This is a genomic window from Achromobacter colocynthidis (assembly GCF_057334535.1).
Map to the genome: position 1 here is coordinate 1 of NZ_JBHFIZ010000007.1, position 14,428 is coordinate 14,428.

15 protein-coding genes are annotated in these 14,428 nt (G+C 66.7%); 3 read left to right on the forward strand and 12 right to left on the reverse strand.

The features are described from left to right. Positions 1-40 precede the first annotated feature (40 nt). Both ACE04A_RS04250 and ACE04A_RS04255 read left to right on the forward strand, forming a co-directional pair. Entirely contained in the window at positions 41-724 is a 684-nt protein-coding gene (locus ACE04A_RS04250; RefSeq protein WP_279995692.1) for a LuxR C-terminal-related transcriptional regulator, read from the forward strand. A gap of 35 nt (positions 725-759) precedes the next feature. Beyond that, positions 760-2,649 carry a sensor histidine kinase gene (locus ACE04A_RS04255; RefSeq protein ID WP_448717644.1) on the forward strand — a complete coding sequence of 630 codons (1,890 nt, stop codon included), beginning with the start codon at positions 760-762 and terminating at the stop codon, positions 2,647-2,649. Here the strand turns inward: ACE04A_RS04255 and ACE04A_RS04260 are convergent. After that, positions 2,548-2,955, reverse strand: a complete 408-nt coding sequence (locus ACE04A_RS04260) for a VOC family protein (protein ID WP_485819882.1) — start codon at positions 2,953-2,955, stop codon at positions 2,548-2,550. The two genes, ACE04A_RS04255 and ACE04A_RS04260, sit on opposite strands and share 102 nt — an antisense overlap. A gap of 52 nt (positions 2,956-3,007) precedes the next feature. On the opposite strand from ACE04A_RS04260, the gene ACE04A_RS04265 reads away from it, so the two are divergent. After that, positions 3,008-3,307, forward strand: a complete 300-nt coding sequence (locus ACE04A_RS04265) for a hypothetical protein (RefSeq protein WP_448717573.1) — start codon at positions 3,008-3,010, stop codon at positions 3,305-3,307. Positions 3,308-3,324: 17 nt separating this feature from the next. Here ACE04A_RS04265 and ACE04A_RS04270 read toward each other — a convergent pair whose 3' ends face one another. The 11 genes from ACE04A_RS04270 to ACE04A_RS04320 all read right to left on the reverse strand — a co-directional run bounded on the left by ACE04A_RS04270 (position 3,325) and on the right by ACE04A_RS04320 (position 14,321). Beyond that, the gene (locus tag ACE04A_RS04270) at positions 3,325-4,533 is read right to left on the reverse strand and encodes a zinc-dependent alcohol dehydrogenase (RefSeq protein WP_100856911.1); all 1,209 of its coding nucleotides are present in this window, start codon (positions 4,531-4,533) and stop codon (positions 3,325-3,327) included. Beyond that, the gene (locus tag ACE04A_RS04275; protein ID WP_448717574.1) at positions 4,533-4,760 is read right to left on the reverse strand and encodes a hypothetical protein; all 228 of its coding nucleotides are present in this window, start codon (positions 4,758-4,760) and stop codon (positions 4,533-4,535) included. The genes ACE04A_RS04270 and ACE04A_RS04275 overlap by 1 nt, the downstream gene beginning before the upstream one ends. 65 nt (positions 4,761-4,825) lie before the next feature. Continuing rightward, complete coding sequence (locus ACE04A_RS04280) at positions 4,826-5,845, reverse strand: UDP-glucuronic acid decarboxylase family protein (protein WP_448717646.1); 1,020 nt, start codon at positions 5,843-5,845, stop codon at positions 4,826-4,828. Next, entirely contained in the window at positions 5,845-6,816 is a 972-nt protein-coding gene (locus tag ACE04A_RS04285) for a glycosyltransferase (RefSeq protein ID WP_448717575.1), read from the reverse strand. Before ACE04A_RS04285 ends, ACE04A_RS04280 begins: the two co-directional genes overlap by 1 nt. Further along, positions 6,813-7,874 carry a glycosyltransferase family 9 protein gene (locus tag ACE04A_RS04290; RefSeq protein WP_485819883.1) on the reverse strand — a complete coding sequence of 354 codons (1,062 nt, stop codon included), beginning with the start codon at positions 7,872-7,874 and terminating at the stop codon, positions 6,813-6,815. Before ACE04A_RS04290 ends, ACE04A_RS04285 begins: the two co-directional genes overlap by 4 nt. Next, positions 7,871-8,857: a glycosyltransferase family 2 protein gene (locus tag ACE04A_RS04295; RefSeq protein ID WP_448717577.1), complete on the reverse strand. Its 987-nt coding sequence runs from the start codon at positions 8,855-8,857 to the stop codon at positions 7,871-7,873. The genes ACE04A_RS04290 and ACE04A_RS04295 overlap by 4 nt, the downstream gene beginning before the upstream one ends. Beyond that, a complete protein-coding gene (locus ACE04A_RS04300; protein ID WP_485819884.1) occupies positions 8,854-10,593 on the reverse strand; it encodes a carbamoyltransferase family protein in 1,740 nt (579 codons plus the stop codon). Before ACE04A_RS04300 ends, ACE04A_RS04295 begins: the two co-directional genes overlap by 4 nt. Next, complete coding sequence (locus ACE04A_RS04305) at positions 10,581-11,699, reverse strand: glycosyltransferase family 9 protein (protein WP_485819885.1); 1,119 nt, start codon at positions 11,697-11,699, stop codon at positions 10,581-10,583. Before ACE04A_RS04305 ends, ACE04A_RS04300 begins: the two co-directional genes overlap by 13 nt. A 2-nt stretch (positions 11,700-11,701) precedes the next feature. Beyond that, positions 11,702-12,292: a D-glycero-alpha-D-manno-heptose-1,7-bisphosphate 7-phosphatase gene (locus ACE04A_RS04310; protein ID WP_100856918.1), complete on the reverse strand. Its 591-nt coding sequence runs from the start codon at positions 12,290-12,292 to the stop codon at positions 11,702-11,704. Beyond that, positions 12,283-13,026: an SDR family oxidoreductase gene (locus ACE04A_RS04315; protein ID WP_100856919.1), complete on the reverse strand. Its 744-nt coding sequence runs from the start codon at positions 13,024-13,026 to the stop codon at positions 12,283-12,285. Before ACE04A_RS04315 ends, ACE04A_RS04310 begins: the two co-directional genes overlap by 10 nt. A gap of 23 nt (positions 13,027-13,049) precedes the next feature. Then, positions 13,050-14,321, reverse strand: a complete 1,272-nt coding sequence (locus ACE04A_RS04320) for a glycosyltransferase family 4 protein (protein ID WP_448717579.1) — start codon at positions 14,319-14,321, stop codon at positions 13,050-13,052. Between the last annotated feature and the right edge of the window lie 107 nt (positions 14,322-14,428).

Sequence of the window (14,428 nt, forward strand, 5' to 3'; positions counted from 1 at the left end):
ATCTAGAATCGGGCGATTCTGCCTTTTCCCCTTCCCGTCTATGTCCGCCTCTCCGCTTGCCCCCGAACTCACGCTGCCCGCCCCCGTGCTGCTGGTGGAGGACGAACCGCTGGTCTGCCGGCGCATCGAAGGCCTGTTGCTGCAACTGGGCTATCAGCCCGACGCGCTGATCTTCGCGGGCTCCCTGGCCGAGGCGCGCGCCTGCCTGGCCAGCCAGCCCGTTGCGCTGGCGCTGGTGGACCTGGGCTTGCCCGACGGCAGCGGCATCGACCTGATTGCCGAGATGCACGCCGCCGACCCCGGCCTGGCCATCCTGGTCATCTCGGCCTGGTGTACCGAAGACGCGATTTTGGCGGCCTTGCGCGCCGGCGCCACGGGCTATGTGCTGAAAGAACGGGACGACATGGAAGTGGCGCTGTCGTTACGCAGTGTGCTGCGGGGCGGTGCGCCGATTGACCCGTTCGTGGCACGGCGCATCATCGACGAGTTGCGGCCCCGGCCAACAGAGCAGACCGGCACGGCAAGCGGTGAGATACTTAGCCCCCGCGAAAGCCAGATCCTGCGTCTGGTGGCTGAAGGTTTGGCCAACCGCGAAATCGCCGAACAACTGTTCCTGTCGCGCTACACCGTTGAATGCCATATCAAGCACATCTACCGCAAGCTGGCCGTTTCCTCGCGCACGCGGGCGGTACACGCCGCGCGCTCGCGTGGCTTGCTGGACTGAGGTGGTTGCTTGCCTGCTGGCTGGCGCTGAGCGCGATGCCCGCCTTGGCCGTGGACGCAAGCGGGGCGACGGCGCCCGAGGCGTGCGCGGTGCAGGTGATGTCCATCACGGCGGCGCGGGCCGCCGCCGACGGCAGCCGGCCTGACACGGCCGAGTGGGTTCCGGTCACGCTGCCCGACGACTGGAACAAGCGCTGGCCCGGCTACAGCGGATCCGTCTGGTATCGCATCGACTGGCAGCGGCCCTGCCCCGGCCCGGTGGGGTTGACCTTGGAATCGGTGGTCATGGCCGGTGAAGTGTTCGTCAATAACGACCTGATCTGGAGCGACCCGCAACTGACCGAACCGCTGTCGCGCAGTTGGAACATGCCGCGCACCTGGCGCCTGCCCGAGGCCATCGTGCACGACGGCGTGAACACGCTGTGGGTACGGGTGGTGGGCGTTGCGCAACAGACACCCGGGCTGGGCATCGTGCGCCTGGGCACCCCGCAAGCGATGCAGGCCAGACAGGAAGAAATCTGGTGGCTCAACCGCTCGCTGTACACCGTGAACCTGGTGGTGTCCGCCGTGCTGGGCGGCTTGTTCTTCTGCATCTGGGTGGTGCGGCGTGAACAGACCACCTATGGCTGGTATGCCCTGATGTCGCTGTTCTGGGTGCTGTTCATCAGCAATGTGCTGCTGACCAACCCCTGGCCGCTGCCCAACACCTTGTCGTTGGCGCGCGCCAACGCCATGGCGTTGGTGCTGTACGTGGCCTGCTTCTGCCTGTTCACCTGGCGCTTTGGCAAACAATCGCTGCCTCGCACCGAGCGCGCGCTGTGGATACTGAGCGCCGCGCTGCTGGCCATGCTGGCCTTCGCGCCAGACAGCGCGCTGGCCACCGTGCAATCAATCGGCGTGCTGACCCCCGCCGCCATTTTCATCATCAACTGCCTGCAATTTCCGGTACACGCCTGGCGCACCCGCCGCCCGGAACACCTGATGCTGGCCGCCTGCCTGTTGATTTTCCTTGTGGTCATGGTGCACGACCTGCTGGTGATGATGAAGCTCATCTCGTCCGGCCAGACCTATACGGCGTACACCAGCGTGGTGGTCACGCTGTGCATGTCCGCCATTCTGGGCTTGCGCCACGCGCGCAACGTGCGGCAGATAGAACGCTTCAACCAGGAACTGGCCGACGGCATCTTTCAGGCGCGCAGCGAACTGGCCACCACGCTGGAACGCGAACACACCCTGGCGGTGGCCAATACCCGCCTGCACGAGCGCTTGCAGATTGCGCACGATCTGCATGATGGGCTGGGCGGCTCGCTGGTGCGGATGATGGCCATGGTGGAACAGGGCGACAAGCCCTTGCAGGGCCAGCAGTTCCTGTCCATGTTGAAGCTGCTGCGCGATGACTTGCGCCAGACCATCGACAGCGGATCCAGCAGCGGCGTCACCGTGCCCGCGACCCCGCTGGAATGGGCCGCGCCGCTGCGTCATCGCTTCGTGCAGGTGTTCGACGAATTGGGCCTGGATTCCCACTGGCAGTTTCCGCCGCAATGGCGCACGCCGCCCTCTTCCCTGGAATGCCTGGCGCTGACCCGCCTGCTGGAAGAAGCGTTGACCAATGTGGTCAAGCACAGCCGCGCGCGCCGCGTGCAGGTGCAACTGCTGCTGCCCGACAATGACCGCCTGGAGCTGCGTATTGAAGACGATGGTGCGGGGTTTGATGTGGCGGCGGTGCGGCAAGCCGGCGTCAGCGTGGGCATGCGCAGCATGCATGCCCGCATCGCTCGGGTGCATGGCAGCTTGGACATTGTGTCCGAGCCCGGCCGCACCGTGCTAAGCGCCGTGCTGCCGTTGCGCGCAGACAAAGGCCAGCTTGTTGCCCTCGGGGTCGCGGCAATAGGCGGCGTAGAAGTCGGGCGCGTATCGGGCTCGTAAGCCCGGCGCCCCGTCGTCGATGCCGCCCTGCGCCAGGGCTTCGGTCCAGCATTGGCGCACCACCGCTTCGTCTGGCGCTTCAAAGCTGACCTGGCAGCCGTTGCCCCAGGTGGCGGGCAAGCCGTTGAACGGCGGCCCCACCACGAACGTGGGCCAACGCTGCTCGCCCACGCCCCAGATCACGCCCTCGGGGCCGGCGTTTTCGATGGTGTTGCGCCGGCGCAGGCCCAGCGGGGCCAGCACGGCGTCGTAAAACGCCACCAGCCGCGGCCATTGGCGTGCGCCGATTTGAATATGCGTATACATGCATCCTCCTGAATCAGGCATGGGAGTTGCTGCAAGGCGGGCGAAGCCGCGCATGTCGCGCGGCGCCAACCAGCAAGGGTCGCCCACCATGAACGAATCCAAGCCCGCTCCCGCCCCGAACCCGCCGCCCTCGCCGCATGTGGACCGTGCCGAGGTCGGCGCCACCGGCCAGCCCGTGGCTGATGGCCCGCCGCAAGGGGACGTGAACCCCGACCCCGCCACGAATTCCGGTTATCCGGCCGGAGGTGAGCAAGCGCCGCAAGGCAGGGATGCTTTCGGCCGAACGGAAAAGCAGGTGAAAGAACAGGTCGAAGATCGCCCCGATAAGCCGTCCGGCAAACCTGGCCCCTGAGCCCTGCCGCATTGTGCTCAAGCCGCCGGCTCCAGTTGGACCTTCAACCAGCCGGGCTGGCGGGTATCAAACGCCTTGAATGCATCCACCGCCTGCGTCAACGGTTCCTGGCGGGTCAGGATGGTCGCCGGGTCCACCGCGCCCGTGCGTACCAGTTCCATCAGCAGCGGTACGTACTTGCGATGGTTGCAATTGCCCATGCGCAAGGTCAGGTTTTTGTTCATGGCTTCGCCGATCGGAAAGGTGCGGTCATTGGGGGGATACACGCCAATGATCGCCAGCGTGCCCGCCTTGGCCAGGGCCTGCACCGCCCATTGCAGCGCCTGCGACGGTGCGCTGCCGGGTTGCCAGTGCTTGCCGTCGGGATTGGCGTGGGGCGCCGCCTTGCGGGCCTCTTCCTTCATGGCGGCGATACCGTCCGCCTTGGCCGCCGGCCCGGCATGCGCATGCTCGGCGTCCACCCCCACGGCATCGATGGCGCAGTCAGCGCCGATGCCGCCCGTCAAGCCCTTGATGCATGCCACCGGGTCTTCCGCGTTGAAGTCGATCACCTCCGCGCCCTGCGCGCGCGCCATGGCCAGGCGGTCGGGCACGGTATCGACGGCAAAGATGCGGCCCGCGTTCATCAGCTTGGCCGACGCAATGGCGAACTGCCCCACCGGCCCGCAGCCGAACACCGCCACCGTGTGGCCGGGCTTGATGCTGGCCAGGTCAGCGCCGAAATACCCGGTGGGAAAAATATCCGACAACATCAAGGCCTGCTCGTCGGTGACGCTATCCGGCACCTTCACCAAGTTCACGTTGGCGAACGGCACGCGCGCCAGCTCGGCCTGCAAGCCGTGGAAGGGTCCGGTGGATTGCGGCCCGCCATAGAACGCGGTGCCGGCATCGCGGCCGTTCGGGTTGGCCACGTCACACTGCGCGAAGTACCCCGCGCGGCAGTACGAGCAATAGCCGCAGGCAATGGTGGACGGAATGACCACGCGGTCGCCCACGTTCAGGTTGCGCACCCCGGGCCCCAACTGCTCCACCACGCCCACGCCTTCGTGGCCGAGTATGGTGCCGGGCTTCATGGATTCCATCGTGCCGCGTACAAAGTGCAGGTCGGTGCCGCAGATGGCGCTGGCGGTCAGCCGCACGATGGCGTCATTGTCTTCCTGCAAGACGGGGTCGGGGACGGTGTCCAGGCGGATATCGCCAATGCCGTGAAATACAACAGCTTTCATTATTTGCTCCTTGAGGTACCGGATCGGTTGTCGACCGGCTTGGCGTCCGGCGTGGAACGGCCCGGATCCCACACATCCTTTGGGTCCATGCCGGGCGGGAACTGCCGGCCCGCGCCGGTACGGTTGGGGTCGGCCGGGCGGCCGGCCAGCGTGCGCTCATCCTCGGGCACCGGTTTGTGCTCGGCGTCGGCGGGGTCATCCTGATGGGAATGCGGTTTGGTGCTCATCATGGGCTCCTTTGGACGATGGCGGGCGCAAGGGTCGCGCCGCATGTCCGAACCCGCAGCAAACCCTATGCCTGGGCGGCGGGCGCCATGGCTGCCTGCACGGTGGTCGCCACGTCTGTCGGCCGCGTACGGGCGGCTTCTGCGGCAAAGTACGCCACCGTGCGCGCAATGCCGTCCGCCGGACTCACGCGCGGGCTCCATCCCAGGCGCGTGCGCGCCAGCGAGATATCGGGACAGCGATGTGTCGGGGCGTCCACCGGCAGCTCTCGATGCACCAGCGGCACGCGCGACTCCGTCAGTGCCCGCACCATGTCGGCCATGTCCAGCATCGACAGTTCGGCGGGGTTGCCCAGGTTGACGGGCTGCGTCAGGTCTTCAGGGCTTTCCATCAGACGCACCAGGCCGTCTATCAGATCATCCACATAACAGAACGAGCGCGTCTGCGTACCGTCGCCATAAATCGTCAGGGGCTGGCCCGCCAGGGCCTGCACGATGAAGTTCGACACCACGCGCCCATCGTCGGGCGCCATGCGCGGCCCGTAGGTATTGAAGATGCGTGCAATCTTTACCACCACGCCTTCGCGCCGCGCATATTCCATGAAAATCGTTTCCGCGCAGCGCTTGCCCTCGTCATAGCAGGATCGTGGCCCCACCGGATTCACATGGCCCCAATAGCCTTCGGCCTGCGGATGTTCCAGGGGGTCGCCATACACCTCGCTGGTGGACGCCTGCAGCACGCGCGCGCCCACGTCGCGGGCAAGCTCCAGAAGCTGCATCGCGCCCAGCACGCAGGTGCGCAGGGTCTTCAGCGGATCGGCCTGATAGTGCACGGGCGACGCGGGGCAAGCCAGGTTGTAGATGCGGTCGACGCCCAGGCGCGGCAGGCGGTCAACCACGTCGTGGCGCATCACCGTAAAGCGCGGGTGCGCGGCAAGCGGTGCCACATTGCACGCCCTGCCCGTCTGGAAGTTGTCGACGCAGATCACTTCCCATCCGTCGTTCAACAACCGGGAGCAAAGGTGCGAACCCAAAAAGCCCGCACCGCCCGCGACCAGTGCCCGGCCGCTACGTGGAATATCGTTCATCATGCTGCCTCCAGGATCGTGTCGAACACGTCTATCCAATCAGAAATAAAGCGGCCCATGCCGAAGCGTTCAAGCGCGGTATCGCGTCCGGCCGCGCCCCAGGCGCGCGCCAGGGCAGGCTCGGCGACCAGTTGCCGAGCCACGGCCAGCAGCCGGTCCGGCCGTGTGTCCACGTAGCCGTTTTCACCATTCCGGATGACCGTGGGCAGTTCAGTGGTGGCAAAGCCCACCACGGGAACGCCGCACAGCATGGCTTCCACCAGGGACAGGCCCAGGCTGGCGTAGCGGATGGGGCTGAAGAAATAGCGGTAGCGCGCCAGCACGGCGCTCACTTCCATGTTCGGTACCTCGCCCAGGCCGCCCAACTCCTCCGACCCCATGCCGATCAGGTCCATGGGCGTTTGCGCGCGCAGGGTTTCGAACAGGTCGCGTCCCAAGCGCCGCCCTCGCCTGGCCAGGTGGTTGATGACGACGATGCCCTTGGGCGTGCCGCCGTCATAGGCCACGGCGGGCGGCGGCACGCCATGCTCCACCACCCGCATGGGCATGCCGCCCGCGTCCCACATCGCGGCATTGAACGGCGTGACGTGCACGAGCAAGCCGCGATCATGCCGGAACGGATGCACCGTATCGGTGGGGTGCGGCTCGGGCGGGTTGTGTTCCAGGTAGACGCTGGGCAGCGCGCGTTGCGCATCGTCCAGCCACAGGCGCGCGTCCTCGACGTTCTGCCGCGACTGATACAGGACGCAGTCGAACGGCATGCGCAGCAACGTATCGGCCGGCACCTGCACCACATTGGCGGGCCACGGAATCTTGCGGCCCAGCGCGCCATAGCCCGGCGGATTGCCGGGCAAGGACGGCACCACGAAATCATGCGGCACATGGCTCAGCGCATAAAGATAGTTGCCATGCACATGCCACGTCAGGATACGCAGGCGTCGGCCCGTCCGCGCCACTTCTGGATGCGTCATTGCAGCGCCCCCTGTAATTGGCTTTGCACCCGCCGCAGCACGTCGGGCACGGTCACCGCCAGCGCACAGGGGTGGCCGATGGGGCAGTCCTCGAACGCGCACGGCCGGCATGGCATGTCGGCGGCCAGCACCACGTGGCGGGCGCTATCCAGCGGCGCCCAACGCCGCTGATCGCTACCGCAGGCAATCACCACGCTCATCGCGCCCACGCCCGCCGCCACATGCGACACGCCGGTGTCGTTGCAAATCAGCAGGCGGGCAACCTTCAACAAGGCTGCCAGGCTGCCCAGGTGGGTTTGGCCGCACAGATCGGTAAGCGGCACGCCAGCCTGTTCCCGCAGCGAACGCGCCAGGGGCGCTTCGCTGCGCATCCCCGTCAGGGCCACCTGCCAGCCCAGGCGCACCAGCTCCCCCGCCAGCGCCGCGTAGCGCTCCAAGGGCCAGCGGCGCGACGGCAGCCTTGCGCCCACATGCATCAAGATCAATTTTTCCGGATTCAGCGCGTGCCGGCCCAGCAACTGCTTCGCGTCGCCGTGGTCCGCGAGGGACACCGGAAATTCCAGCGCGTCGTCGTCCGCGTCGATGCCCAGGTAGCGCAGCAGAGCGAGATAACGGCGTGGCTCCGGCAGATCATCCGGCCATGGCATCCGGCAGCCGGGTATCTCGCCCGCCGCCTCGTCCACGAAGCCGCCCCAGCGCTCGGCGCCCAACTGCGCCACGATAGGGTTGGACTGCCTGCCGCTGCCGTGCATCTGCAACGCCACCTCGACATGCAGCCCACGCACGCGGCGGAAAAAAGCGGGAAGCTCGCTCGCCCTGGCTGCTTGTTCGGGAAAGGCCGGAATACCGGGAAAGTCGATCAGCTCATCCACATAGGCGTGAAACCGGTTCACGAATTCGCCCGCGTTCGGCAGGCCGATCAACAGGATCCGGGTCTGCGGAAAGGCGCGCCTCAGTGCGCGCAAGGCGGGCACCACGCACAGCATGTCACCCAATTGCAGCGCACGGAATACGGCGATGCTGGCCGGGGGACGCGACACATCGAACAGGGGCTTCATGCGCGGCTCCTGCCAAAGCGCAACATGCCCACCAGCCGCCAGAGGATGGACAGCAGCGGGATGCACGCGGACGTGATTGCCAGATCAGCCATGTTCTGCAGCGAGCGGCGCGTACCGCGCAGGCGCCGCAGAAAGAAGTGCACACTCAAGGCCAACCATGCGCCAGCGGCCGCCAACGCCGCGCCGAAGTGTCCCGACAAGGCCAAGGCCACCGCCGCCACGGCGGCAAGCGTCACGCCCAAGTAGAAGCGCGGCGGATGCGCGCGGATGCGGCTGCGATACAGCAGCGGGTACTTCTTGCGCAGCAGCATGTCGAACATCACTTTCTTCTGCATGCCCAGGCCTGCCGCGAAGCGCACGGGCCGCATCGGATGCAGGACCCGCGCGTCGGGTGCGCGCTGCACCGAAAAGCCATGGTCCAGCAAGGCGAAATGCAGGTCGGAGTCTTCGCGCCACGCCATCGTGTAGCGCGGGTCGAAACCGCCCACCACCATCAACGCCGTGCGTCGTACAAAGCAGTTGGCGGTAATGAACTCGGACCGCGTCAGCCCGGCTGCATCCCGCTCGTAGTCGCTGGGCGGGTCGGGCAGCGGCATCTCGGTCACGCCCGTTACCGCCGCCAGATTCGGCCGCATCGCCAGCACGCCATGCCCCAGCCAATCGGGTTGCGCAATGGTGTCATCGTCCGTAAAGGCAATGATTTCGCCACGTGCGTTGCGCCACCCCAGGTTGCGCGCGCCCGCCGGTCCGCGGCTGCCCACCACGGGCAGATAACGCAAGGCGGGCCGGCCGCTCCATTGCGCTTGCAGCGCCTCGACCTGGCGCCGCGTGGCGGGCGACGCAGCGTCGTCACATACCAGCACTTCGTACTGGTCCTTGGGAAAGCGCTGGTTCGCCAAGGCCTCCAGGCAGCGCGACAGCAACTCCGGGCGATTGTAGGTGGGCACGACGACGGACACCAGAGGGAAATTTCCCGTGCTCATCTTGGCTTCTCGACCAGGTAAGAGCCGATCACCAGCGCGTCCAGCGGCGATGTCCAGAAGCACTCCAGGGCGTCCCTGGGTGTACACACCACCGGTTCGCCGCGCGTGTTGAACGACGTATTGACCAGCACGGGCACGCCGGTCAGCCGTTCAAATGCCACCAGCAAGTCGTGATAGCGCGGGTTCTGGTCGCGCCGGATCGTATGCACCCGCGCCGTGCCGTCGATGTGCCGCACGGCCGGGATCTGTTGTGCGCGTTGCGGCAACACGTCATAGACGAACAACATGAACGGCGCGCAGATGGATGCCGCGCCACGGCCATCGAACCATTCCGCCGCGCGCTCTTCCAGCACCACGGGGGCCACGGGCCGGAAGTCTTCGCGGTCCTTCAAGCCGTTCAACCGTGCCTGCATGCCGCTATCCAGCGGCGAGGCCAGGATGGAACGGGCGCCTAGCGCGCGCGGGCCGAACTCCATGCGCCCCTGAAACCATCCCAGGATTTTTTCCTGGGCCAGCAACGCGGCCGCTTCGCCCGCCACGTCGTCCAGCCGCCGGAAGTCCAGCCGCGAGCTGTACAGAAAGCGTTCGATCTCTTCGTCGGGGTAGGACGGCCCCAGGTAGGCATGTTCCATCGACCATTCGCGCTTGCCGCCGCGCCGGTGGTAGTCCACATACAACGCGGCGCCCAGCGATGTTCCCGAATCGCCAGCAGCCGGCTGCACCCACACCGATTCAAAGGGGCCATCCTTCGCAATGCGCGCATTCATGACGCAGTTGAGCGCCACGCCGCCCGCCATGCACAGGTCCTTGGCGCCCGTCTTTTCGTGCAGCCACTGGACCATATGCAGCGCCGTCTCTTCCAGCACGTACTGCAAGGAGCTGGCAATGTCCTTGTGCTTGTCCTCGAACGGCGCGCCCCGGGTGCGTGGCGGACCGAAGCGTTCGGCCAGCCGCGCCGGCTGCAAGGAATATCCGCCCTCTTCCTCCAGCCGGAGAATGTCGCGGAACTCGGCCCGGTACTTGGGCTTGCCGAAGGAAGCCAGGGCCATCACCTTGTATTCGTCGGACGAATGCAAAAAGCCCAGGTAGCGTGTCACGTCTTCATACAGCAGGCCCAGCGAGTGCGGCAGGTCAATCTGCTTCAAACGGGCATATTCGCCGCCCGTGAAATGGCCGTAGCTGGTGGTGGTTTTCTCGCCGCGCCCGTCCATGGTCAAGACCGCCGCTTCGGCGCAGGGAGCCGCCAGGAACGCGCTGGCTTCATGCGACAGGTGATGATCCAGATAGACCCAGCGGTCAAGCACGTGCTCAAGCGTCAGGTCGTCAAAGCGGGGCGACTTCAAGTGGTGCGGCGCGCCGTCCACCAGTTGGCGCGGTGCGTTCACCAGGTACGACAGGAACAACGGGTCCCACGGCGACTCGCCGTTCGGCCCGTGCCCGGCGCGCGACGGCTCCAGCGGCAGCGCGATATCCAGCGGCCGGGGCTGCCCATCGGCCAACAGCGCCGGGTCGTAGGAATAGACGATATGGTCCACGTCGCGCAGGCGGATGTCCGCCACCGACAGGCAGTAGTCAATGGCGTAATACGGAAGCTGCCAGGTCGTGAACGGAACCGGACGCTTGCCATGCTTGACCCGTGTGAAGCGCTCTTCTTCGGCCGCTGCCAGCACAATGCCATCGCGCACAAGCGTGGCCGAGCAGTCGTGGTAGGCCGCATTGATGCCTAGTGTGTACATGGAATGGTCTCCTTGGCCGCGCGCGGACCGCCCGGGTCCACACGAATCTGGTTCAACAAATCACGCGCCGCCGTGGCGACACGGGTGGGGGCAACGCCGGCCAGGCAGGCCTGGTGGCCCTCGGGGCATACGCTGCGATAGCAGTACTTGCAAGGCACGTCGTGGTTCAACACGCGCGCGGCGGTTTGCCAGGGCGTGTGCTGCGGATTGGTCAGCGCGTACAGGTCCACCACCGGCACGCCGAGCGCGGCGGCGATATGCGCCGGCCCGCTGTTGTTGCAGATCATCAGGGCCGACGCCTCCAGCGCCGCGCCCAGCTCGCCCAGCGTCAAGCCTTGCGACAGATCAATCAGCCCGGGCAACCATTGGCGCGCCTCGGCCAGGGCCGGCGCCAGGTCGGCGTCCTCATGCCCGCCCAACAGCAGGATGCGGCGGCCGTCGCCACGCAGCTCCACCAGCGCCTGCATCATCTGCCTGGCCGGATAGCGCCGCGACGATGCGGTGGCGCCCGCATGGGCGCATATCCATCCACCGGCTTCGGTGACGCCGGCGTGATGCAGCTTGGTCCGCAGCGCGAAGCGGTCGTTGTCGGTAACGCGGAAGGACATGCGCTCGTCCTCGCAATGCGCGCCCACACTGGCCACCAGGTCCAACTGACGCTGCACCTCGTGGCGGATACCGGCTTGCGGCTCGGTGTCGCGGACCCAATCGGAAATCAGCCGGTACGGGTTCTCATGGCAGTGGGCCAACACGCGCGGCACGCCGGCCAGATGGCAGAGCAGCGCGGCAGGCAGCGGGCTTTGGCTGTACGCCGTGAAGATGACCGCGGCGTCGGGCCGCAAGGCGCGCACGCGCGCGATGGCCTCAACATCCTGATCATGCCCCTGCGAGCCGTTCTTCACCCAGGCGGGGTCGTAGGCCAACACGGTATCCACCTCGGGAATATGCGGGGCCACCTTGGCGCCCGACGTGGACGTCAGCAGCGACAGGCGGCGCGCGCCCGCCTGCCGCAGCGCCCGGAACGCCGGACTGCACATCAGCACGTCGCCCATGTTGTCCAGGCGGATGCACAGCACGTGCGCGCATTGCTGCCAGTCCCAGGCCATGCTCACCCCCTGTCCCTCTGGGCCGCGGGCGCCAGGCTGGCCAGCACGATGCGGGCGGCGGCGTCCAGGTCCGGCGCGCGGCTATGCGGCAACCGCTGGGGGCCTTCGCGCCATTCGGTCTCATTGCCCACATCCAGCAAAATGCTGCGGCAGCCGGCTCGGTTACCGGCTTCGATATCGTCGAGAATGTCGCCGATGAACCATGACGCGCCGGCGTCCAGGCCCAGCTCCTGCGCGGCGCGCAAGATCAGGCCGGGCTTGGGCTTGCGGCAGTCGCATTCAACCGCGTAGCCCTCGACCACGCCGTCGGGATGGTGCGGACACCAGTAAAAGCCGTCCAGCCGCGCGCCCGCCGCCATGAACATCGACGCCAGCTTGACGTGGACGGCGTCAAGCGCGGCGGCGGCGAACATGCCGCGTGCCACGCCCGACTGATTGCTGATCACCACCAGCGGCAAGCCGGCCGCGCCCAGGCGCGACAGCCCGGCCAAGGCCATGGGCGCATAGGCCATGCGCGCCGGGTCGACGTTGTAGGGTTCGTCGGCCAGCACCGTGCCGTCCTTGTCGAGAAATACCGCCGGCCTTAAGGCCATGACGTCTCCTTCATCGGCAGCACCATGACTTCGGGCACCACCGTCTCGGCCGGCTGTGTCAGCACGAAGCGCACCGCGCGCGCCACATTGGCGGGATCTTGCAAGGTGTCCGTGTCGATGTCCGGAAAGCGGTCAAGCAGGAAGGGGGTGCGCATGCCGCCCGCGATCACGGCGCTGACTTTGATGCCCGCCCCGCGCAGTTCCGCGTGCAAGGCATGCGACAAGCCCATCAAGCCCCACTTGCTGGCGTGGTACGCACTGGCGTTGGGCCACGCGCGACGCGCGGCGGTCGAGGCCACGTTGACGATGTGGCCACCGGCGCTGAGCTTGCTCTTGCCCAGCTTGGCCATCAGGAACGGTCCTGTCAGATTGGTGCGCAGCACGCGTTCCCAGACATCGGCGTCCAGGTCGTCGATGGGCGCCGTCACGTCCACGCCGGCGCTGTTGACAATGGCGTCCAGCCTGCCGAACTGGCGGACAACCGCGTCCAGCCCTTCGCGCACATCGTCCACCACGCCCACGTCCATGACGCACGCCATCACGTTGGCGCCTTGTTCCGCCAAGCGGCGCGCCAGCGCGGTGGCACGCTGCTCGTCCACATCGGCCACGGCCACGCTGGCGCCTTCGGCTGCCAGCATCTCGCACAGCGCCGCGCCCAGGCCGCTGCCGCCGCCCGTGACCAAAACGCAGCGCCCTTTCAGGCTGTCAAAGTCATTCGTCGATTGCTCAGTCATCTTTCGCTCCACGTCTAGTTCGGTTAAGCCGCAATGCGCGCGGCCTGGCGATCGGCACGAGCCGCGCCGGCCGCCATGTGTCCATACACGGACAACAGGTCCTGCCCCACGCGCTTCCAGGTGTACAGACGCCGCGCGCGCAACCTGCCGGCCTCGCCCATGCGCGCGCGCAGTTCGGCATCCGCCGCCAGTTCGGCCAGGCGCTCGGCCAGACGATCGGGGTCGCGCGGCGGCACCAGGAAGCCGGTCTTGCCGTGCACCACCGTGCTGCGGATGCCGCCCGTGTCCGAGCCCACCACCGGCTTGCCGCAAGCCATGGCCTCTACCGGCGTGATGCCGAAGGGCTCGTACCACGGGGTGGTCACAAACACGTCGCTGGCGCTGTAGTACGTGGCAAGCTGGTCGCGATGGCGGCGCCCCGTGAATTCCACCCACGGCGCCACGCCCTCTTCTTCGGCGATGCCGCGCAGGCGGCCGATTTCAGGCGTGGAGGCGACGTCGGCATCGTCGCTGTTGCCGCCCACGATGCACAGCCTGGCGTTCACGCCATGCCTCGCCCGCAGGCGCGCCAATGCGCGGATGACGTTGTCCACGCCCTTGCGCGGCACCATGCGGCCAAGCTGCAGCAACGTGAAGGCGGAGTCATCCCAGCCCAATGCCGCGCGCGCGGCGGCGACGGGTTGCGGCGACATTTCGGCGCCGTCATAACCGCAAGGCACGATCTCGATGCGGCGCGGGTCGGCGCCATAGAGCTCAATCAGGTCGTGCCGGTCTTGCGGGCATTCCGCCACGATGCGGTCGGCGCGCCGCGTGATCTCGTCTTCGATATCGAAACGGATATCCGGAAACAGATCCGCCTCTTGCTGGTGTTGGCGGCGCACCTTGCCCAAGGCGTGGAACGTCACCGCGAGCGGAATGCCGAAGTGCTGCGCAACCGGCAGCGCCGCCATCGCCGACATGAAAAAGTTGGCGTGGATGACGTCGTAGCCAGCGCCTTGCCGCCCAAAGTAGCGCAGCAGGTAGGCCGAGAACTCGTCCATGTAGGGCAGCATTTTTTCTTTGGGCAGGTAGCTGCAAGGACCTGCCGGCACATGCACGACGCGCACCCCGCGCATCATGGCCTGCTCGGATGCCAGTGCGGCGTTGTCCTTGCGGGTAAACACGTCGACCTGCATGCCGGCGCGTGCCAGCTCGCGCGCCACATGCGCGACATAAACATTCTGGCCGCCGCTGTCCACGCTGCCGGCAAGCGCCAGTGGCGAGGCATGCTCACTGATGATGGCGATTCTTTTCATGGTGCAACTCCGTTGTTCGTGCCTGTTTGCAGGTCAGCATTGAGCAAGTGATGTGCCAAAGGACGAGCAACGGGATGAACATCTCGGACGGATTTTTTTCGAGCCGG